Origin of the sequence: Komagataeibacter rhaeticus (assembly GCF_003207855.1) — a bacterium.
GTDB lineage: Bacteria > Pseudomonadota > Alphaproteobacteria > Acetobacterales > Acetobacteraceae > Komagataeibacter > Komagataeibacter rhaeticus.
On record NZ_NKTZ01000001.1, the window covers coordinates 400578 to 420812 of the forward strand.

Below are 20235 nucleotides of genomic sequence, written 5' to 3' on the forward strand. Positions count from 1 at the left end.
CTGCTGACAGGAATGGAAGTTTCCGGCTGTCGCCTTTTTGCGGAAAGGCGGCGTTCTCTGAAGCTTTTTGAAAAAGCTCCACCAGAAACTTCCTCATGATTGCGGGATTTTCTGGGGCTGGCTTTTCAGGCACCCCCTGACGGAAAGACCCCGGCGGCCCGGCCCCGGGGTCTCCCCTGCTACCGGCTGGTGCGGCGGCCCAGCTGGCTGACATCGCGCACGGCACCCTTTGCCGCGCTGGTGGTCAGCGCGCTGTAGGCCTGCAGCGCGACCGAGACCTCACGCTGGCGGTCAGGCTGCCAGGCGCGGTCGCCACGCTCTTCCATCGCATCGCGGCGGGCGGCAAGGTCCGCATCGCTTACGGTGGTGCGCAGGATGCGGTTGGGGATGTCGATCTCGATGGTGTCGCCTTCCTCCAGCAGCCCGATAATGCCGCCTTCCGCCGCCTCGGGCGAGATATGGCCGATGGACAGCCCCGAGCTGCCGCCCGAGAAGCGGCCATCGGTAATCAGCGCGCATTTTTCCGCCAGCCCCTTGGATTTGAGATAGCTGGTCGGATACAGCATTTCCTGCATGCCGGGGCCGCCCTTGGGGCCTTCGTAGCGGATCACCACCACGTCACCCGCCACGATTTCGTTGCCCAGGATGGCCGAGACGGCAGCATCCTGACTTTCAAAGATACGGGCAGGCCCGGTAAAGGTCAGCAGGTTCGGGGCCACGCCCGCGGTCTTCACGATCGCACCGTCTTCCGCCAGGTTGCCAAACAGCACCGCAAGCCCGCCATCCTGGCTGTAGGCATGCTCCGCATCCCGGATTGCGCCATTCGCCCGGTCGGTATCCAGTGCTTCATAGCGGCTGGACTGGGAGAACGCCTGCGTGGTCCGCACCCCGCCGGGGGCGGCGCGGAAGAAGGTGCGCGCCGCCTCATCCGCCGTACTGGCGCTGATATCCCATTTTGCCAGCGCCGTGCTCACGCTGGGGGCATGCACGCTGGGCGCGTCCAGGTGCAGCAGGCCCATGCGCGCCAGTTCCCCCATGATGGCGGGAATGCCACCGGCGCGGTGCACGTCCTCCATATGGATGTCCATGCGTGAGGGCGAGACCTTGCACAGGTTGGGCACCTTGTGGGAAAGCCGGTCGATGTCGGACATGGTGAAATGCACCTTGCCCTCATGCGCCGCCGCCAGAAGGTGCAGCACCGTGTTGGTCGAGCCCCCCATGGCGATATCGACCGACATCGCATTCTCGAACGCGGGCTTGGTGGCGATGCCGCGCGGCAGGGCGGTGGCATCGTCATTTTCATACCAGCGGCGTGCCAGGGCCACGATCTCGCGGCCCGCGCGCATGAACAGGTCGCGCCGGTCGGCATGGGTGGCCACAAGGCTGCCATTGCCCGGCAGCGCCAGGCCCAGCGCCTCGGTCAGGCAGTTCATGGAATTGGCGGTAAACATGCCCGAGCACGACCCGCAGGTAGGGCAGGCCGAGCGCTCGATGGTGGCGGACTGTTCGTCACTGACATCCGCATTGGCCGCCGCCACCATGGACGTGATCAGGTCGGCGCGCTGCTCGGTACCGTTATTGAGGATCTTGCCCGCTTCCATCGGCCCGCCGGAGACGAAGATGGTGGGGATGTTGAGCCGCATCGCCGCCATGAGCATGCCCGGCGTGATCTTGTCACAGTTGCTTATGCACACCAGCGCATCGGCGCAGTGGGCATTGACCATGTATTCCACCGCATCGGCAATCAGCTCGCGCGAAGGCAGGCTGTACAGCATGCCGCCATGGCCCATGGCAATGCCATCATCCACGGCAATGGTATTGAACTCACGCCCGATGCCGCCCGCATCCGCCACGGCACCGGCCACCAGCTGGCCCAGGTCCTTCAGGTGGACATGGCCGGGCACGAACTGCGTGAAGGAATTGGCGATGGCGATGATCGGCTTGCCGAAATCACCATCCTTCATGCCGGTTGCACGCCACAGACTGCGCGCACCGGCCATGTTGCGGCCATGGGTCGTAGTGCGGGAACGATAGGCGGGCATGACAGTGACCTCTCGCGTCAATCTGGTTAGCATCAAAGGGGCATGAAGTTGCCTGACCGCATACAGGACGCGCGGCTGTCGCGCCAGTCCAAACCTGCCGTTAACGGTGCCCGGCCATGATGGCGGCAGGGCTGGGCCGCAACTCCATGTGCGACCATCCGTTCATCTGATATCCCCTCCGCCCCCGCACAAGGAGTACCAGCAGCATGCCGCAACCGGATCATTCCACCGTCCCGCCCGGAACGGCGCGGCGCAGCGTCCTTGCGCAGATACGGTTTCCGGTCCTTGGGGTGCTGGCGGTTGCAGTAATGGCGCTGGTCATTTTCTGGTCGTGGGACTGGTTCATTCCCATGGTGGAACGCCGGGCCGGGGCGGCACTGGGGCGCAGGGTTACGCTGGCGCACCTGCATGTGCGTATCGGGCGCGTGATCCGCATCACGGCTGACGGGGTGAAGATTGACGAACCGGACGGCTTCACCACCCTGCCGCCATTTGCCACCGCCGACCACCTGATGGTGGGCCTCAACCTGTGGCACCTGCTGGGCGGGACGGTGGACCTGCCGGTCATCGCGCTGGACAGGCCGGTGGTGGAACTGAACGGGAAGCGTGATGGCACCGCCAACTACCAGTTCCCCGCCCGTGGCGGTGGCGGTTCGACCGCCATGCCGCGCATTGGCGAACTGGATATCGATGCGGGCCAGATGCATCTTGTCCATGCGGGCCTGCGCAGCGACATGCGCGCGCAGGTGCACACCACGCCGGGGCAGGGGGACGTGCAGCCCCGGATCGTGGCGGATGTGCGCGGCACCTATGCCGGGCAGGCCATGACCGGGCATTTCTCGGGCGGGGCGCTGGTCTCGCTGGCCGACCGGACCCGGCCGTATCCGGTTGATGTGGACGTGCGCCACGGCCCCACGCGGCTGACACTGGTGGGGACGGTGGATGATCCGCTGTCCTTTGCGGGCGCGCGGCTTAAACTGACACTGGCCGGGCCGGACATGTCACTGCTCTATCCGCTGACGGGCGTGGTGATCCCCCAGACGCCCGCCTACCATGTGGCAGGCAGCCTGGATTACCATGACCAGCGCGTGCGCTTCCGTGATTTCGAGGGCGTGGTCGGTTCCAGCGACCTTGGCGGCACGTTGAGTGCGGACCCCCACCAGACCGTGACGTTTGTCGATACCGACCTGCATTCACGCCATGTGGACCTGGCGGATCTGGGCGGGTTCTTTGGTGCGACGCCGGGCGAGCATCCCTCCACCACGCAGCAGGCGGCGGAGGAAAAGGCGCATGCGGCGAGTGGCGCCGTACTGCCCACCACGCCCATCAACATGCCCCGGCTCAAGGCGACCAATGTTCACCTTGCCTATCATGGTGATCATATCGAAAACCGCCATACCCCGCTCGACAACATCGACGTGCTGGCGGATATCCGCGACGGCACGATCGATGTCCATCATCTCAACTTTGCCGTGGGCAAGGGCACGCTGGCCAGCAGCGGCACCTTCGTGCCGCAGGGCGATGGCATGGATGCGCGCATCCGCATCGACATGGAGCAGATCGACCTGGCCCGCCTGATGCAGTCCATGGGGCACAACCTGCATGGGCAGGGGATCATTGGCGGCCATATCGTGGTGCATGGCCATGGCCGGTCGCTGGCCCAGATTGTGGGCAATGGCGATGGCGGCATTACCATGGCGCTGGATGACGGGGGTGATATTTCCGCAATCCTGCCCGACCTGCTGGGGCTGGAACTGGGCAAGGCGCTGCTTTCCGCGCTGGGCCTGCCCGCCCGGACCGACCTGAAATGCCTGATTGCCGACATGCCCCTGCAGGATGGTGTGTTCCACACCCGTACCCTGCTGCTGGAAACGGGTGATACCCGCACCGTGGGCAGTGGTGACATCCGGTTCAGCAACAATACCATCGACTACAGGCTGCTGACGCATTCGCGGCACTTCGCCATCGCGTCCTTCCCCGGTCCGCTTTACATCACCGGGCCGCTCAAGGACCCCAGCATACGGCCGGGGGCGGAAATCATTGGCCGGGCCGTGGCGTCGGTGCTGACGGGTTTCGTGTTCTCGCCTGTCGGCCTGCTGCCCACCATTGAAGGGGGGGTGGGCAGGAACTCATCGTGCGCCAGTGCCATCCGGGAGGTAAACGAGAACCCGGCCGCGGGCATTGCCCCCCATGCTTCCCACCCGGTGCGCCATGGCGCGCATGGCCGGAGCATTTCCGCCCGGCACGGCGCGACAGCGGACCATACGGATGGCGGCGGGAGCGGTGCGAACGGGCTGGGTGCCGCCGAACGCGCGCGCATCCGCGCGGCCTGGGCGCGCAAGATGGCAGCGCACTGAAGGATGGAATCCCCGCTTGACCATGCGGGGCATTTCGGCAAAAAGGGACGGGTGCAGCAGGCAACCCGCAACAGGCGGGCCACGCCTGTCGCCATGCCGGGTTAGCACAGTGGTAGTGCAGCGGTTTTGTAAACCGAAGGCCGGGGGTTCAAATCCCTCACCCGGCACCAGACTTCCATCCTGAAAATCATGAAGAAGTTTTTGGTGAGGCTTTTTCCCAAAAGCTTCAGGAAACACCGCCTTTCCTGAACAGGGCGGTGCCCGATACATCCGTTATTGCCAAAGCAGGCATTTACGCAAAAATCCGCTCCATCCACGCTTCCACCGTATCGCCGCTGCTGATGGCGGGGTCGATCAGCCCATCGACCATGAAGGTAGGGGAGACGTGAATGCCGTTCTGGCGGGAATATCTGCACTGCCACTTGATGGCCTTCTGCAAGTCCGGCACGGCAAACGCCGCCGCCAGTTCAAGCCCGCTATAGCGTTCGATCCGCTTTATGATGTCGTTGGGTGTCGCATCCATGTTGGGGCCGGCACAGTGGTCGGTGAACTCGAATTCCTCCCGGTGCGCGCCCACGGCGGCCATGACAGTGCGGGCGGCCTCACGCCCGCCCTCCAGTGTTGCGGCCGCAAGGATGCAGCGCACGATCACACCAGAGAACATATGCCACGGCTGGGACTGCAGGCGGATTTTGATGGTGATCCGCCCTTCCCCCGCGCGCGCCAGCAGGTCCGGCAGCTTGTCGAACGCGCGCACCGAGAACGGGCAGGTCGGTTCCAGAAAGGCTTCAAAAACCCTGGGGCCATGCCCCCATTCAAGCGGGGCAACGCGCAGTGGGGTGGCGGGCATGGTCAGGGTTCTCCCTTTGATGGTCGGCATCCCGGTCGTGTGTCACACGGTACGGTGGCATGGCGCGGAGTCTGCCGTGGTTGCGGGCATATAGGCAATCCCCCTGAAAGCCTGCATAAGGAGAATGTTTCCCTGTTTCCGTCCGGTGAGAATCATGTCCCGCTCCCTTTTGCTCAAGAATGCACTGCGTCTGGTCACGATGGATGCGCAGAGACGCGAAATCGAAGGTGGATGGATACTGGTCCGTGACCGGCAGGTGGCGGCCATCGGCACCCCCGCCGATCCGCTGCCCGTGGCGGACGAGGTGCTGGACATGACCGGCCATGTGGTGATGCCGGGTCTGGTCAATACCCACCACCATATGTACCAGACACTCACGCGCGCCATCCCGGCGGCACAGGATGCCTCGCTGTTCGGGTGGTTGCAGGCGCTCTATCCCATATGGGCGGGGCTGACGCCCGAGATGATCCGCGTTTCCGCCTGCACCGCCATGACGGAACTGCTGTGGTCAGGCTGTACCACCACCAGTGATCATCTCTACTTGTTCCCCAACGGGGCGCGGCTGGATGACGAGATCGAGGCGGCAGCGCAGATGGGTATGCGCTTTCATGCCGCGCGCGGGGCGATGAGCGTGGGGGAAAGCCAGGGCGGCCTGCCGCCGGACCGTGTGGTGGAGGATGAGGACACCATTCTGGCCGATACCCGGCGCGTGATCGAAACCTATCATGACCCGGCCCGCTTTTCGATGCTGCGGGTGGTGGTGGCGCCGTGTTCGCCCTTTTCCGTCAGTCGTGACCTCATGCGCAATGCTGCTGCCCTTGCACGGGCAACCGGCACCATGCTGCATACCCATCTGGCCGAGAATGCCAGCGACATTGCCTACAGCCGCGAAAAATTCAACATGACCCCCGCCGAATATGCCGAGGATACCGGCTGGGTGGGCCACGACGTATGGCATGCGCACTGCGTGCGGCTGGATGATGCGGGCATTCACCGCTTTGGTGCGACGCATACGGGCATGGCCCACTGTCCGTGTTCCAACATGCGGCTGGGGTCCGGCATTGCGCCGGTGCGTCGCATGGTGGCAGCGGGCATGCGGGTGGGGCTGGGGGTGGATGGCTCAGCCTCCAACGATGGTAGCCACATGCTGGGCGAGGCCCGGCAGGCCATGCTGCTGGGCCGCCTGCTGGAAACGGAGGACAACCGCCCGATGATGCAGGCGCGCGAAGTGCTGGAACTGGCCACGCGCGGCGGTGCCAGCGTTCTGGGGCGTGATGACATAGGGCATCTTGCCCCGGGCATGGCGGCCGATATCGTGGCGTTTGACCTGCGCGGGATCGACCATGCCGGTGCCCAGTCGGACCCTGTGGCCGCCCTGGTGTTCTGCACGCCGGGGCGGGTGGCATGCAGCATTGTCAATGGCCGGGTGCTGATCCGTGACGGGGTGTTTACCGCGCATGATCCCGCCCTGCTGGCCCGGCGGCATAATGAACTGGCCCGTCAGCTATTGCAGGGCTGACCGGGCCGCGGGCCACTCCACGGCCTGTTTACAGGTCCTGTTCAGGAACCATCCCGGGATTATCAAGAAATTCCTGGTGAAGCTTTTTTCAAAAGGCATCATGGAACGCCGCCTTTTTAGGAAAAGGCAGCATCCGGAAATTTTTTATTTTCATCTACCCACGGGTTATTTTTAAACACCTAGCGTCGGGGGGGCGACAGGCGGCGCAGGTAGGCGCGGTAGCCCCGCCGGCCCAGCATCTTCATGATGGGCAGGCTCAGGTTGAGCAGCGGCATGGAGGCAAGGCAGGCATGGGTGAACAGTTTGTCGAATACGGAACTGAAGCGCTCGCGGCTGCGATGTTTACAGCATTCAAGGATGCGCCGGGCCGTGACATCAGGTTCCTGCGGCGGGTCAATGAAATTGTAGATCGAGCCACCGGCGTTCATTTCCCGGCTTAGCATGGGGGTGTTGACGCTGGCGGGATAAAGGGAAGAAACCTGTATGCGCCGGGGCCGGAGTTCCTGTTCCAGCGCGCGGGCAAAGCCGCGCAGGCCGAATTTTGCCGCCGTGTAGACACTGCTGCCCGCCAGCGGAAAGACCGCCGCCATCGAGTTGACGAACACGATATGCCCGCCGTCGCGCATTGTGGGCAGCAGGGCATTGGTCAGTTCGATCGGGGCAACCAGATCCACCGCGATCTGGTCGGCCGTGACCGCGCTGTCCAGTTCACCCACGCTCTGCGGGGTAATCACGCCCGCGCAATGCACCAGTACGTCTATGGCAGGCGCATGGCTGGCAATGACGGGTGCGGCCGCGCGGATGCTGTTGCCGTCCGTCAGGTCACAGGGGACAATGGTGACGGCGGGCAGGTCCACCGTGCCCTGGCGTGAAAGGATGATGACCCTGTAACCACACCCCAGCATGCGCCGGACCAGTGCACGCCCGATTCCGCCCGTTGCCCCCGTTACCACCGCAACCCGACCGGGCCTGTCGTTTAAATCACTATTTTCCAACGATCTGCATACTTCCCTGACCGCAACGCCTGTCGTAGCGCCTGATACGCGCCAGACCGGATAGTCCGCAAGATGTTTTCCCGTTGCCTGACCGGGGCCATGGTATCGGCAATGGAATAATCCGTCGATAACCCGCGATGGCGACCATCGGTAAGCGTAAGCGGATGCGTTTATGGGGAAACGGGATGGTGGCGAAGGAAACGGGATCAGCATGACACGCCTGCCGGTTCCATAGTCAGGAAAGGCTTGGACAGCGGCCGCGCCAGACTCGATGACCTTCCCGATATCCCGTTGTGGATTTTGGCTGGAAAGGGATACGCATCGGACGCCTGACCTCAATGGCCTGTCGCTGCTGTCATCCATCTGGATCGAGTGCTGACAGCCACCAATGTCCGAAGATGGAATGTTCTTCCGCAGGAAATCGGATGCTCCGTGTAATGCAAATTCTTTCATCTACACGGATAAAGAATTTCACAACTACTATAAAAAATTATTATTCATAATAATAAATTTTTATTATGATTTCAGTATATTTGTTCTGAAAGAATTTATAAACAGCTTTCTGCAAAAAAATATCTACAATAAAGGCTCTTCCCTACCTGCGGTGCGAGATGGCAGTCGGAAGGGCCGTTGGCAGAGGCTGGCGTGCTGACCCTATGGCATCATGAAGAGCATGACATCATGCTCTCGAGGCAATGGAAATCTTTTTGACAATTTTAAATGGAATATCTTGGCGGAGAGAGTGGGATTCGAACCCACGGTACGCTATTAACGTACACACGCTTTCCAAGCGTGCGCCTTAAGCCGCTCGGCCATCTCTCCAGCCGCTACCGGATTCCAGACCATCCTGCGGATGGTGGTTCCCGATGCGGCGGAACATATCATCAAATTTTATTGGCGCAAGGGGAAAACGCCACGCCCATGCCATCTGCCCCGATTGCGCGGGGCAGGTGGCATGACAGCGACCTACTGGTCCATCTTGAGCGCGGCCAGGAAGGCGCTCTGCGGTATTTCCACCTTGCCGAACTGGCGCATGCGCTTCTTGCCTTCCTTCTGCTTGTCCAGCAGCTTGCGCTTGCGCGAGATGTCGCCACCATAGCACTTGGCCGTCACGTCCTTGGACATGGCGCCAATGGTCTCGCGTGCGATGATGCGGCTGCCGATGGCGGCCTGCACCGCGATCTTGAACAGCTGGCGCGGGATCAGTTCCTTGAGCTTGGCGCAGATCGAGCGCCCGCGCGTCTCCGCGGCCGAACGGTGGGCGATGAACGACAGCGCATCCACCGGCTCCTGGTTGACAAGGATGGAGATGCGCACAAGGTCGCTCTCTTCATACCCGTCCATCTGGTAGTCGAAGCTGGCATAGCCACGGGTGACCGATTTCAGGCGGTCATAGAAATCGAACACCACCTCGTTCAGGGGCAGGCGGTAGACCGCCATCGCGCGGTTGCCGACATAGGTCAGGTCCACCTGCATGCCGCGCCGTTCGCTGCACAGGGTCAGCACCGCGCCCAGATATTCGTCCGGCACCATGATGGTGGCGCGGATCCACGGTTCCTCGATCTTCTCGATCAGGGACTGGTCGGGCATGTCGGCGGGGTTGTGCAGTTCCGCCTGCTCGCCATTGGTCAGCTGCATGCGGTACACCACCGACGGGGCGGTTGCGATCAGGTCCAGGTCGAATTCGCGGCTCAGCCGCTCCTGGATAATTTCCAGGTGCAGCAGCCCCAGGAAGCCGCAGCGGAAACCGAAGCCCAGGGCCGCCGATGTCTCGGCCTCGTAGTGGAAGGAGGCATCGTTCAGCCGCAGCTTGGCCAGACTGTCGCGCAGCTTTTCAAAATCATCGGCCACAATGGGGTACATCCCGCACCACACCACGGGGATGGAGGGCTTGAACCCCGCCAGTGGGGCATCGGCCGGGCGACGGTCATCGGTAATGGTATCGCCCACATTGGTATCGGCCACGGTCTTGATGGCGGCGTTGATGTAGCCGATCTCACCCGGGCCCAGTTCGGCCACATTGGTCATGCGCGGCGCGAACACGCCCACCTGATCCACCAGATGCACCACGCCGGTGGACATCATGCGGATGCGCATGCCGCGTTTCAGACGGCCTTCCTTCACCCGCACCAGCGTGATGACGCCCAGATACGGATCGTACCAGCTATCGACCAGCAGGGCCTTGAGCGGGGCCTCGGCATCGCCCGTGGGGGGCGGCAGGCGCTTGACCAGCGCTTCCAGCACGGCTTCGATGTTCAGCCCGGTCTTGGCCGAGACCTCCACCGCGTCATCGGCGGGAATGCCCACCACTTCCTCGATCTGTTCCTTCACACGCGGGCAGTCGGCGGCGGGCAGGTCCACCTTGTTCAGCACCGGCACGATCTCGTGGTTGGCGTCGATGGCCTGGTACACATTGGCCAGTGTCTGTGCTTCCACCCCCTGGGATGCATCGACCACCAGCAGCGAGCCTTCGCACGCGGCAAGCGACCGGCTGACCTCATAGGCAAAATCCACATGGCCCGGCGTGTCCATCAGGTTCAGGACATAGGTCCTGCCGTCTTCAGCAGGGTAGGTCAGGCGCACGGTCTGCGCCTTGATGGTGATGCCGCGTTCACGTTCCAGGTCCATGTTGTCCAGGACCTGATTGGTCATTTCCCGCTGGGTCAGCGCGCCGCAGGCCTGGATCAGGCGGTCGGCCAGGGTGGATTTCCCGTGGTCGATATGCGCGATGATCGAGAAATTGCGGATCAGGGAGAGGGGCGTGTCGGTCATGGGCGAGACATAGTTGAAAATCGGGAGAAAGTCAGCCGCTACCTGCGGCCCGCATGCAAAATATCCGCATGCCTGCCGGGGGGGGCGGGGCAGGTTACATGCAGGCCATCGTGATGCGGTGGATACGGGTCGCGCCATCCAGGATGATTTCCTCCCCCTCTATGGCGGCAAGTCCCTTTATGCGCACAAGTTCGTGCACGGGGGCGGTGGCCGGTGCATCATGCCAGCGCTCCGTCACCATGCCGCAGCAGGCCGTGCCCTGCGGGGTATGCAGCAGCACCCGGTCATGCACCCGGATCGCGGCGGTGGGGGAGACGACCAGCGTGCCACCCTTGCGAAAGATCGGCTCCATGGTGTCGCAATCCACATGCACGGCATAGGAATGGTGGTCCGCCATGCCGTGGAATTCCCATTTCTCCCACCGTTCGCCTTCGGGCAGTCCGGTTTCATCAAACAGTTCGGGATGGGCGAGCTGGGAAAAGGGCGCGATCTTCAGGTGCGAATGATGCGCCCTGTTCGTGGTTTCGGGGTCGTGATGGCCCGACAGCAGGCGGCTGAAGCCCTCGAAGGAGATGCCGGTGGCCGACAGCGTGCGTGCAAGGCTTTCCGTGCCCGGCCAGCGCGGCCGCCCTGAAGGCGTGATCCGTTTGGAGGGGTTGAAGGTCGTGCTGTCCAGTCCCGCCGCGCGGGCCAGGCCGGAGGGGGTCAGCCCCCGTTCGGCGGCCAGGCGGTCGATGGCGCGCCAGATGTCGTCATGGCTGATCATGTCGGCTGTTTCAGTATTTCCGTTCTGTGGCGTGCATGGCCCTGTGTGGTGATTGTATAGCGCTGGTCATCCCCGCTGCTGCTGGCCAGTCCCATGCCTTCCAGCCGGTGCAGGCATGGCGCATCCCCCACGCCCGCGGGGCGGCCGGCCTGCCCGCTTAGTTTCAGCCGGTGCAGCGCGGAGCGGCAGCAGGATTCAAGATAAGGTTCATTCCACATGGGACCGCCAGGAAACAGGGGACAGCATGACCACCATCGCATGATGTTACTGCCAGCCGGGTTGGATAGATGTGGCGGATATGCTTGCTCCTGTCACATAGTGGCATTATTGCGGCATGTCCACCACGCGGGGCGGCATTGCCTGCATCAGAATGGTAGGTGGCATGTGCGCGGCGCGTTACGTTTTTCAGCAATTGATCCCTATATCCAGCGCGGGATGGTCGCGCATTGTCATATTTTCGACCGATCCCTGCCACAGGCTTACGCAGCATTCAGGTAGAAAACCCCTTTGACCAAGGTTGTGTCCATGAAATTCCGCAGATATCTTCTTGCTCTTTCCGTTTCTGCCGCCCCCATTACCGGGGCGGCCGGCGCAATGGCGGCTGACTGCAGCAGCCAGAACACACCCGGCTGGGATGTGCTCGACCGCGCGGCGCAGGCGGGGGACTGTGCCAACAACCGGCTTCAGTCCTATCGCAACAACGTGGACCAGAACGTACAGAATCGCGAGCAGAACCTGCGGCAGGGCTATGACAACCGGGTCAACGACATGAAGCAGGATACGGTTGGCAGGTGGGACAGCGCGCGTGACAATGCCGAGCAGAAGCTGGCGGACCAGCGCTCACGCGTTGATGACAAGATCCAGAACGGTCGTGACCGGCTGGACGCGATCCGCAACGCACCGAAGAACCGGCTGAACGACCTGCGCAACGCGGGCAGCCAGGAACGTCAGCGCTGGGATAATCTCAAGGAAGGCACCCGTTCGAACATCGACAGTTTCCTCGGTGGCGGCAGCCAGCAGGGCAACCAGTAGCATCCCGTGTTCCTGCCGGCCAGACCGGCAGGGAACACGCTGGCGGCATGGCCCGTTACCCCGGTGGTAACGGGCTTTTTTCATGGCCGCGCGCTTATGCTCAGGCTGAAGGCGCGCGCGCCGCCCGCCTTGGCCTGTGGCCGTTGCGTGACCTGCACGAGATAGAGGTCATCCTCCGGCACGTACCACGACTGTACGGGGCCTGTCATGGCTGTCGCGGGATGCGGGTCGATGACCCGCATGTCCAGCCCGGATGCCGCCGGTTCCAGTCGCGCCGTCACCTGTTCGCCCCGGTGCAGGCCCACGCGGTAGATGCAGGTCGTGTCCTGTCCCATCCGCGCATGCCAGTGCAGCCGCCTGCCCGGTGCCAGGTCCTGCGCCGGATTGCACAGCGGGGCGACCACGCCCATGTTTTCGAGCATGGCGCGGATGTCGGCAGGTTTGGTGAGTGGTGTGGGACCGGTCGTGAGGAGATCGAGCCGCCCCGGATCAAGAATCCCCACCGTCATGTTCACGCCCTGCCGGTCGGTCAGCAGCCAGGCGATGCGGCTGCCGCCTTCGTGCTGCCGGTTGCCGGTGATGAACAGCAGGTCGCCCGCGGGCTGCAATGGTCCCGCCACTTCCATGTTTGACAGGAAAGTCGCGTAGCGCGCGCCCAGTTCCTGCCGGAGCCTCGTGGCCAGTGGTCCTTTTTCAAACAGGCCGGTGTCGGGTGCGTACTGCCCGGCCGTCATGGCCAGTTCCCGCGCCAGCGCCGTGTCGGGGGCCTGCGGCGCGGCAAGGGCTGTGGACGCGCCAAGGGCAAGCAGGCCTGACAGGCCACAAAGGAAAAGGCGGAAATCAGGCACGGGGAAACCTGTGTTTGCAGCCGATTGGAAAACACATGCCCGGCGTGGGGCCGGGCATGCGGGGAAGGTGTGCCCGGAGGCGATCTGTCAGGCGCGTGGCGGACGCTTGCGGGAGGACGCGCCCCCGCGCGGCGGCCCGCCAAACCCACCGGGCCGTCCCGCGCCGCCGGGCTTGCGCGGGGCGAACGGGCGACCGCCACGCGGCGGCCCACTGCGGCGCGGCGGGCCACCTGCCGGAGCGCTGGCGGGGGAGATCTGCACCTCGTCATTCTCGATCGCTGCGATGCAGGAGCGGAATTTTTCGGTCGATTCCGGCGTGATCTCGAACAGGGTCTGGGTATCGTTGATGCGGATGGCACCGATATCCGCCTTGCGCACGCCACCCAGGCGGCAGATCAGCGGGATCAGCCATTTGGGATCGGCCTTTTCCTGCCGGCCCACATTCATGGCGAACCATGCGCCCGGCTCGCCACTGCCATAGCTTTCACGCGGGGGGCGGGGGCTGCCATCACGTTCGGGGCGCTCGCGCACGGGGCGCGGGGCATCGGGGGTGATGTGGCGCACGTTCTCGGGCGCGGGCAGGCGGGCGCGGTACATCTGCAGCAGCGCGGCGGCAAGCTGCTCGCTGCTGCGGCCTTCCACCAGCTGGCCCACCAGTTCGCTGTCGGCTTCCGCCACGTCCTGGTTCAGCACCGGATCGGCCAGCAGGCGCCTGGCGTCACTGGCGCGGATTTCAGCCGCCGTGGGCACGCCGGACCATGTGGCGGTGATCTTGGCCCCCTGCATCAGCCGCTCGGCGCGGCGGCGCTGGGACATGGGCACCATCAGCACGCATACGCCCTTGCGCCCCGCGCGGCCCGTGCGGCCCGAACGGTGCAGCAGGGTGGCGGGATCGGTGGGCAGGGTGGCATGCACCACCAGCGCCAGCGCGGGAATGTCGATGCCACGGGCGGCCACGTCGGTGGCGACGCACACATTGGCCTGGCCCTTGCGCAGGCTGTCGATGGCGCGCGTGCGCTCGTTCTGCCCCAACTCGCCCGACAGGGCGACCGAGGAGAAGCCGCGCTCGACCAGTGCCGCCTGCATGTGGCGCACCATCTCGCGCGTGGCGCAGAACACCATGGTGGTCTGGCTGTCGGTATAGCGCAGCACGTTGACCACGGCGGGGATCAGTTCCCGCGCATCGGCCACGACGGCGCGGTATTCGATATCGGCATGCTGCTTGGCGCCCGACAGGGTATCGATGCGCACGGCGTCGTTCTGGTAGCGGCGCGCCAGCGATGCGATTTCCTTGGCGATGGTGGCCGAGAACAGCAGCGTGCGCCGCGTCTTGGGCATGGCGTCCAGAAGCTGCTCAAGCTCGTCACGGAAGCCCAGGTCGAGCATTTCGTCCGCTTCATCCAGCACGACCACGCGCAGGTCCGACATGTCCAGGCGGCCACGGGACTGATGGTCGCACAGCCGTCCCGGCGTGCCGACCACGATATGCGCGCCAAGCTGCAGCGCCCGGGCTTCACGCCGGGCGTCCATGCCGCCAATGCACGAGACGATGCGCCCGCCGGCCGGTGCGTACAGCCACGTCAGCTCACGGGTTACCTGCATGGCCAGTTCGCGCGTCGGCGCGATGATCACGGCCAGCGGCGGACCCGCCGGGCCAAAATGCTCGGCCCCGCCAAGCAGGGTGTCGGCCATGGCAAGGCCGAAGGCAACGGTCTTGCCGGAACCCGTCTGGGCGGAGACAAGCAGGTCACGCCCTTCGGCGGCGACATCCAGGACAGCTTTCTGGACGGGGGTCGGGTTATCGTACCCACGCTCGTCCAGCGCGCGTTGCAGGGCGGGGTGGGTTTCAGGAAACGGCATGTATCGGGCAATCCGGACAAAGCATGAAGAACATGGGCGACGCAGGAAGGAAACTGGCCGCCGGCCCGTGTTCATGCGTCAGGGAGAACGCCGGTCCATAAAGAATGATTGCCCCAAAAGCCAGAAATAATAACCAGACGGGGTATTTTACCCCGGCACGGGCGGGGCAATCAGGGCACCAGCACCGCTGCCCCTTCAAAACGGCCGTGGCGCAGGTCATCCAGTGCCCTGTTGGCGTCACGCAGCGGATAGGGCGTTGTCGTGGTGCGGATTCCCGCCCGGGGCACGATTTCCAGAAAGTCCAGCCCGTCCTGCCGGGTCAGGTTTGCAACCGACACGATCTGCCGCTCCTCCCACAGCAGGTCATAGGAAAAGGCGGGGATTTCGCTCATGTGAATGCCCGCGCAGACCACGCGCCCGGCCTTGTGCACGGCCTTCAGCGCCGCGGGCACCAGCGCGCCCACAGGGGCGAAGATGATGGTGGCATCCAGCTGCGCGGGCGGGGCCTCATCCGACCCGCCAGCCCAGGTGCAGCCCAGCGAGCGGGCGAAGTCCTGGGTTTTCGTATCGCCCGGCCGGGTAAAGGCATAGACGGAGCGCCCCTGCCACAGCGCCACCTGCGCAATGATGTGGGCGGCCGCCCCAAAGCCGTACAGCCCGATGCTGCGCGCCTCCTTCCCCGCCATGACCAGCGAGCGCCAGCCGATCAGCCCCGCGCACAGCAGGGGCGCGGTGGCCACGTCGTCATCGCCATCGGGCAGGGGGAAGGCGAAATGCGCGTCGGCCACCGCCAGCGTGGCGTAGCCGCCATCACGCGTGTAGCCGGTGAACAGCGGGTGGTCGCACAGGTTTTCGTGCGCGGTCTGGCAGTAATGGCAGCAGCCGCAGGTATGGCCCAGCCACGGGATGCCCACGCGCTGGCCCATGTGCAGCCCTTCCACATTCGGGCCGATCGCATCGATCCGGCCCACGATCTCGTGCCCCGGTGTCAGGGCATGGCCGGGAAAGGGCAGGTCCGCATCCACCACATGCAGGTCGGTGCGGCAGACGCCACACGCCCCTACCCTGACGCGGATCTGCCCCGGCCCCGGCTGCGGGTCGGGCAGTTCGGTCCATTGCAGGGGGGTGTGGGGGGCAAGCAGTCGCATTGCGTACATGGTCCGCTCCTTTGGTGGCAGGGTGCCTGTGATGGCATGCTACCATGCCCGCAGCCACAGGGGGCATGACCTGTATCATCACGGGTTCACGACCCGCAGCGGTAGGGGGTCAGCGCATCAAGGGCCGGCAGTCCGGCCATGATGGCCGCGCGTTCCTGCCCCAGGAATTCGGCCACCGCCGCCCGCAGGCCGGGGTGGCTGATCCAGTGGGCGGAATGGGTCAGGCAGGGGCGGTAGCCGCGCTGGAGCTTGTGCTCGCCCTGTGCGCCCGCTTCCACCCGCTTCAGCCCGTGCGCGATGGCAAAGTCGATGGCGCGGTAATAGCACAGTTCGAAATGCAGGAAGGGCCAGTCATGGCCCGCCAGCCGCCCCCAGTTGCGGCCATACAGCGTATCGCGCCCCATGAGGTTGAGCGCACCGGCCACCGGCACGCCCTCACTGCGGGCGATCATCAGCACGACCCGCTCCCCCAGCCGTTCCGACAGCAGGGGAAAGAATCCGGGCTGCAGGTAGGCGCTGCCCCATTTGCGGTCCACGGTGGACAGGTAGAACTGGTAGAAATCCTGCCACAGGGATTCGGTAATCTCCGTGCCGCGATAGGTATGGAAGGTCAGCCCGCAGGCATTGGCATCGCGCCGTTCACGCCGGATGGCCTTGCGCTTGCGTGAGGCGAGGGCTTCGAGGAAATCATCAAAACCGGTGTAGCCGTCATTATCCCAGTGGTACTGCACGCCCAGCCGGGACAGCCAGCCACTTTCCCCCAGCAGCGCCTGTTCATGCTCCGTGCAGAAGGTGATGTGGACGGAAGAGAGATCCAGCTCCCCGCAGGCCTGCCGCAGCGCACGGCCGACCAGCAGGCGGCGGGCATCGGCATCGGGTGCGTCGCCCACCAGCAGGCGTGGCCCCGGCACGGGGGAGAAGGGAACGGCCACCTGCAGCTTGGGATAATACTGCCCGCCCGCCTGCGTGAAGGCCTGCGCCCATTGCTGGTCAAACACGTATTCCCCAAAGGAATGGCTCTTGGCGTAAAGCGGTGCCACCGCCAGAAGCTGGCCCGCGCCATCGCGCAGGGCAAGATGCTGGGGCAGCCAGCCCGTGGCGGGGCCGGTCGACCCGCTGTCCTCCAGCGCCGAAAGGAAGGCGTGGCTGACAAAGGGATTGGCATCACCCGCGCAGGCATCCCATTCCCGTGCCGGGATTTCGGCAATCCTGCGGTGCAGGATCATGGTGGTGCCGGTCATGACGGGCGCCGCGTGATACCGGCGGGATGGCGTGCTGGGGTCATGACTGGCTCCCTCCCATGTGGTGTTACATCCGTGTTCAGCCGATCTCGAACAGGCCCTCGACCTCAACCGCCGAATCGAGCGGCAGCGAGGGCACGCCCACGGTGGAGCGGGCGTGGCGGCCCGCATCGCCAAACACCGCCACCGCCAGGTCGGATGCCCCGTTCATGACACTGGCATGCTGCGTGAAGTCCGGCGTGCAGGCAATGAAGCCGCCCAGCCGCACCACGCGCTTCACGCGCGACAGGTCGCCAAGGGCGGCCTTAACCTGTGCGATCACATTGATCATGCTGTAGCGCGCGGCTTCGACCGCCAGTTCCACCGGCACGGTACCACCCAGCTTGCCGGTGGTGAGCAGCTTGCCATCAACCAGCGGCAGCTGGCCGGACACGACCAGCGATGACCCGCTGATCACGGCCCCCACATAATTGGCAACCGGGGCGGCGGGGGTGGGCAGGATGATACCAAGCTGCTTGAGGCGCTGTTCGGGCGTGGTGTCGGGCATCGGGTCGTCCTTTTTACTGTCTCGGGGGCGGGTGCCTGCGTGGCCGGTCAGCCGACCAGGCGCAGCCCGCGCCGCCGTGGGGGCGTGTCATCGCCATCATCATTGCCGGACCGGGGCAGGTCCAGTGGCAGCATGGGGGCGGGACTGTCCGCCATCATGTCCTCATGCGGGGCATCGGGCAGCCTGCGCCCCAGATACGCATCGGACAGCGCCCGGAAGGCATAGTCCAGCATGGATGTGGCATAGGACGCAACCGGGTCGCCCTCCACCGTGCCGGCGGGGCCGAACTGGGTGTAGGCGAAGGCCTCGACATAGCTTTCCAGCGGCGCGCCGTACTGCAGTCCGATGCTGACCGCCTGGCCCAGCGTGTCCATGAGCCCGCGCACCATAGGGCTTTCGCGCGTTGGCGTCAGGCTGATCTCGCCCAGCGCGCCATCGGCATATTCGCCCGTGCGCAGGAACAGGCGGTGGCCGCCCACGCTGGCCTTCTGCGTAAAGCCGCCATGGCGGGCGGGCAGCGGGCGGCGCACGCCGCGCTCCAGCCCCGCGCGGGTGGCCAGCACGTCACGCGTGGCGTCGGGGCGTGGCGGGGCGCGGTCCACGAAGCCGCTCAGCGCGCGGTGCATCGCCTGATGGGAGGCCGCACCGGGCAGGGCCAGCACGTTTTCACCCGCAAGGGTCGCGGCAAAGGCGGCTTCCAGGGTCAGCCCACGGCAGGCCAGGCGCGCCAGCGTGCTTGTGGCCAGCCGCCCGTCGGCGCGCAGTGGCGAGAACACGGGGGCCAGGCCGCAGGCTTCCACGCCCAGCAGCGCATCGATCGGGCCGGGGGTGGAAAACCCGGTTTCCACCCGTGCCGCGGGCTGGTCGGTCTCCACGGCGGCTTCCTGCCAGACGCTGCGCGCGATCTGGCTGACACCGGGCAGGATGCTGCGCACGGGGGGCAGCGGCATGGCGTCCGCGCCCTCGCCCGCATGGGCGACCAGGGTGGCCAGCGCCACGATGCTGCACGCGGCGTCGCGCCCGGCCTCGCTGTCATAATCGAAGCCCAGCCCGGCCAGACAGGCATCAAGGTTGGTCAGCAGCACGGAGCCGGCAATGACCGGGCGCTCCTGCCCCGGCTGCGGGGCGGGGGGGACGGCGCGCAGATGCGTGGCCGCCTGCCCCGTGGGGTCGGGCAGGGGCAGTTCGCCATTGCACATGTGCCGCTTCTGCTGCGCGATCACGCGCAGCACGCGTGCCAGCAGCCGCAGGGCGGCCACGAAGTCGCGCGCCATGAAGCTGTTGTCGGCCTCCACGAAGGCGGCCAGGTTGACCACGAAGCCGGGCCTGCGGTCATGATGGCCGTGCCACAGGTCCCGCGTGGGGGCCGCCTGACGCATGAGCAGCAGGCACGACAGCGCCCGCGCCACGGGGCGGACGACCGGGCCGGAGCATTCGCCCGTGCACAGGTCATCTATCCAGTGCGCCGCTTCCTCGGGCAGGCTTGCGGGACCATGGCCGGGGGCCAGCCGGGCCAGGGCCTCGGCTGCCGTGTCATCCCAGTCGGCGGGCAGGGTAACGGAACGGGGTGTGTCGTCAGGGTCCGCTGCGGCCTCTGTGGTACGCATGCGCACGCCGTTCCAGTGGCTTCGTGCTGTCATGCCTTCCGTTTTACCGGGGGGCAGGGGCGGTGCGGAACCCGTTCGGGACGGAGTCGCAACTATACATCCCACTGGGTACAGTGGATATGGGGGATAACTTCCCGTGATCGGGATGCCATGGCCCGCGGGTACCCCGCCGTGGCGCCACGATCCCGCAGATGTGAGGGGCGGGGGCGCATATCCGCGTGGACCGCGCGGCCGCGCGCGGACTAGGCTTGGGGCATGGCAAATCTAGGCACCCGTATCTATACCCGTTTCAGGGGGCGGCTGGTCGGCAGGGACGCCGATGGCCGGTGTTATTATGAGGCCCGGACCCCCAACCGCACCGGCGGCGGGGAAAAGCGGCATGAGCGCTGGGTCATCTATCATAAGGGGGAGGACGCGTCCGCCGTGCCGCCCGAATGGTGGGGCTGGCTGCACCATATGGACGCAGCCCCCCTGCCCGAGAGCGCGCGCCAGCCCTGGCAGCAGCCCTGGCAGCCCAACCGGACCGGGACGGCACAGGCCTATCACCCGCCCGGCAGCGACCTGCGTGGTGGCCAGCGGGCTTCTACCACCAGTGATTATGAGGCATGGTACCCCGAGGGATGAAACCCGTGGCGTAACCTG

Annotated in this window: 16 protein-coding genes and 2 tRNA genes; 5 read left to right on the top strand and 13 right to left on the bottom strand. The window is 65.1% G+C overall.

Going from position 1 to position 20235, the window contains the following annotated elements; all coding sequences use genetic code 11:
- Positions 1–179 precede the first annotated feature (179 nt).
- Positions 180–2042 (bottom strand): dihydroxy-acid dehydratase, encoded by a 1863-nt coding sequence (gene ilvD / locus CFR78_RS01875; RefSeq protein ID WP_034927138.1) that lies wholly within the window; start codon positions 2040–2042, stop codon positions 180–182.
- A gap of 206 nt (positions 2043–2248) precedes the next feature.
- On the opposite strand from ilvD, the gene CFR78_RS01880 reads away from it, so the two are divergent.
- Entirely contained in the window at positions 2249–4399 is a 2151-nt protein-coding gene (locus CFR78_RS01880) for an AsmA family protein (protein WP_034927140.1), read from the top strand.
- Positions 4400–4494: 95 nt separating this feature from the next.
- Positions 4495–4569: transfer RNA gene (locus tag CFR78_RS01885), tRNA-Thr, on the top strand.
- A 122-nt stretch (positions 4570–4691) separates the two neighbouring features.
- Here the strand turns inward: CFR78_RS01885 and CFR78_RS01890 are convergent.
- Positions 4692–5249 (bottom strand): DsbA family protein, encoded by a 558-nt coding sequence (locus CFR78_RS01890; RefSeq protein ID WP_034927143.1) that lies wholly within the window; start codon positions 5247–5249, stop codon positions 4692–4694.
- Between the two features lie 154 nt (positions 5250–5403).
- Here CFR78_RS01890 and CFR78_RS01895 point away from each other — a divergent pair, with 154 nt between their 5' ends.
- Positions 5404–6768, top strand: coding sequence for an 8-oxoguanine deaminase (locus CFR78_RS01895; protein WP_084149581.1), 1365 nt, complete (start codon positions 5404–5406; stop codon positions 6766–6768).
- A 179-nt stretch (positions 6769–6947) separates the two neighbouring features.
- Here CFR78_RS01895 and CFR78_RS01905 read toward each other — a convergent pair whose 3' ends face one another.
- The 5 genes from CFR78_RS01905 to CFR78_RS01925 form a co-directional block, all read right to left on the bottom strand.
- Complete coding sequence (locus tag CFR78_RS01905; protein WP_034927149.1) at positions 6948–7763, bottom strand: SDR family NAD(P)-dependent oxidoreductase; 816 nt, start codon at positions 7761–7763, stop codon at positions 6948–6950.
- Positions 7764–8494: 731 nt separating this feature from the next.
- A tRNA-Ser gene (locus CFR78_RS01910) sits at positions 8495–8585 on the bottom strand.
- 144 nt (positions 8586–8729) lie between these two features.
- Positions 8730–10535, bottom strand: a complete 1806-nt coding sequence (lepA, locus tag CFR78_RS01915; protein ID WP_007398788.1) for a translation elongation factor 4 — start codon at positions 10533–10535, stop codon at positions 8730–8732.
- 94 nt (positions 10536–10629) lie between these two features.
- A complete protein-coding gene (locus CFR78_RS01920; RefSeq protein ID WP_034927153.1) occupies positions 10630–11301 on the bottom strand; it encodes a helix-turn-helix transcriptional regulator in 672 nt (223 codons plus the stop codon).
- Positions 11298–11519, bottom strand: coding sequence for a hypothetical protein (locus CFR78_RS01925; protein WP_034927156.1), 222 nt, complete (start codon positions 11517–11519; stop codon positions 11298–11300). Before CFR78_RS01925 ends, CFR78_RS01920 begins: the two co-directional genes overlap by 4 nt.
- 307 nt (positions 11520–11826) lie before the next feature.
- On the opposite strand from CFR78_RS01925, the gene CFR78_RS01930 reads away from it, so the two are divergent.
- Positions 11827–12333, top strand: a complete 507-nt coding sequence (locus CFR78_RS01930) for a hypothetical protein (RefSeq protein ID WP_034927301.1) — start codon at positions 11827–11829, stop codon at positions 12331–12333.
- Between the two features lie 80 nt (positions 12334–12413).
- Here CFR78_RS01930 and CFR78_RS01935 read toward each other — a convergent pair whose 3' ends face one another.
- From CFR78_RS01935 to CFR78_RS01960, 6 genes are all read right to left on the bottom strand, one after another.
- Entirely contained in the window at positions 12414–13181 is a 768-nt protein-coding gene (locus tag CFR78_RS01935) for a hypothetical protein (RefSeq protein WP_034927159.1), read from the bottom strand.
- A gap of 87 nt (positions 13182–13268) precedes the next feature.
- Positions 13269–15041 carry a DEAD/DEAH box helicase gene (locus tag CFR78_RS01940; RefSeq protein WP_034927162.1) on the bottom strand — a complete coding sequence of 591 codons (1773 nt, stop codon included), beginning with the start codon at positions 15039–15041 and terminating at the stop codon, positions 13269–13271.
- A 170-nt stretch (positions 15042–15211) separates the two neighbouring features.
- Positions 15212–16198, bottom strand: a complete 987-nt coding sequence (locus tag CFR78_RS01945; RefSeq protein ID WP_034927164.1) for a zinc-dependent alcohol dehydrogenase family protein — start codon at positions 16196–16198, stop codon at positions 15212–15214.
- Between the two features lie 86 nt (positions 16199–16284).
- Positions 16285–17439: a GNAT family N-acetyltransferase gene (locus tag CFR78_RS01950; RefSeq protein WP_034927167.1), complete on the bottom strand. Its 1155-nt coding sequence runs from the start codon at positions 17437–17439 to the stop codon at positions 16285–16287.
- A gap of 79 nt (positions 17440–17518) precedes the next feature.
- Complete coding sequence (locus tag CFR78_RS01955) at positions 17519–17986, bottom strand: RidA family protein (protein WP_007398798.1); 468 nt, start codon at positions 17984–17986, stop codon at positions 17519–17521.
- A gap of 47 nt (positions 17987–18033) precedes the next feature.
- Entirely contained in the window at positions 18034–19593 is a 1560-nt protein-coding gene (locus CFR78_RS01960; RefSeq protein WP_172459696.1) for a TSCPD domain-containing protein, read from the bottom strand.
- A gap of 255 nt (positions 19594–19848) precedes the next feature.
- Here CFR78_RS01960 and CFR78_RS01965 point away from each other — a divergent pair, with 255 nt between their 5' ends.
- Positions 19849–20217: an NADH-ubiquinone oxidoreductase subunit NDUFA12 family protein gene (locus tag CFR78_RS01965; protein ID WP_007398801.1), complete on the top strand. Its 369-nt coding sequence runs from the start codon at positions 19849–19851 to the stop codon at positions 20215–20217.
- Positions 20218–20235: the final 18 nt, after the last annotated feature.

Coding starts and splice junctions, on each gene's coding strand:
- ilvD (WP_034927138.1), bottom strand. CDS start 2,042: ATGCCCGCCTATCGTTCCCGCACTACGACCCATGGCCGCAACATGGCC.
- CFR78_RS01880 (WP_034927140.1), top strand. CDS start 2,249: ATGCCGCAACCGGATCATTCCACCGTCCCGCCCGGAACGGCGCGGCGC.
- CFR78_RS01890 (WP_034927143.1), bottom strand. CDS start 5,249: ATGCCCGCCACCCCACTGCGCGTTGCCCCGCTTGAATGGGGGCATGGC.
- CFR78_RS01895 (WP_084149581.1), top strand. CDS start 5,404: ATGTCCCGCTCCCTTTTGCTCAAGAATGCACTGCGTCTGGTCACGATG.
- lepA (WP_007398788.1), bottom strand. CDS start 10,535: ATGACCGACACGCCCCTCTCCCTGATCCGCAATTTCTCGATCATCGCG.
- CFR78_RS01920 (WP_034927153.1), bottom strand. CDS start 11,301: ATGATCAGCCATGACGACATCTGGCGCGCCATCGACCGCCTGGCCGCC.
- CFR78_RS01925 (WP_034927156.1), bottom strand. CDS start 11,519: ATGTGGAATGAACCTTATCTTGAATCCTGCTGCCGCTCCGCGCTGCAC.
- CFR78_RS01930 (WP_034927301.1), top strand. CDS start 11,827: ATGAAATTCCGCAGATATCTTCTTGCTCTTTCCGTTTCTGCCGCCCCC.
- CFR78_RS01940 (WP_034927162.1), bottom strand. CDS start 15,041: ATGCCGTTTCCTGAAACCCACCCCGCCCTGCAACGCGCGCTGGACGAG.
- CFR78_RS01945 (WP_034927164.1), bottom strand. CDS start 16,198: ATGTACGCAATGCGACTGCTTGCCCCCCACACCCCCCTGCAATGGACC.
- CFR78_RS01950 (WP_034927167.1), bottom strand. CDS start 17,439: ATGACCGGCACCACCATGATCCTGCACCGCAGGATTGCCGAAATCCCG.
- CFR78_RS01955 (WP_007398798.1), bottom strand. CDS start 17,986: ATGCCCGACACCACGCCCGAACAGCGCCTCAAGCAGCTTGGTATCATC.
- CFR78_RS01960 (WP_172459696.1), bottom strand. CDS start 19,593: ATGCGTACCACAGAGGCCGCAGCGGACCCTGACGACACACCCCGTTCC.
- CFR78_RS01965 (WP_007398801.1), top strand. CDS start 19,849: ATGGCAAATCTAGGCACCCGTATCTATACCCGTTTCAGGGGGCGGCTG.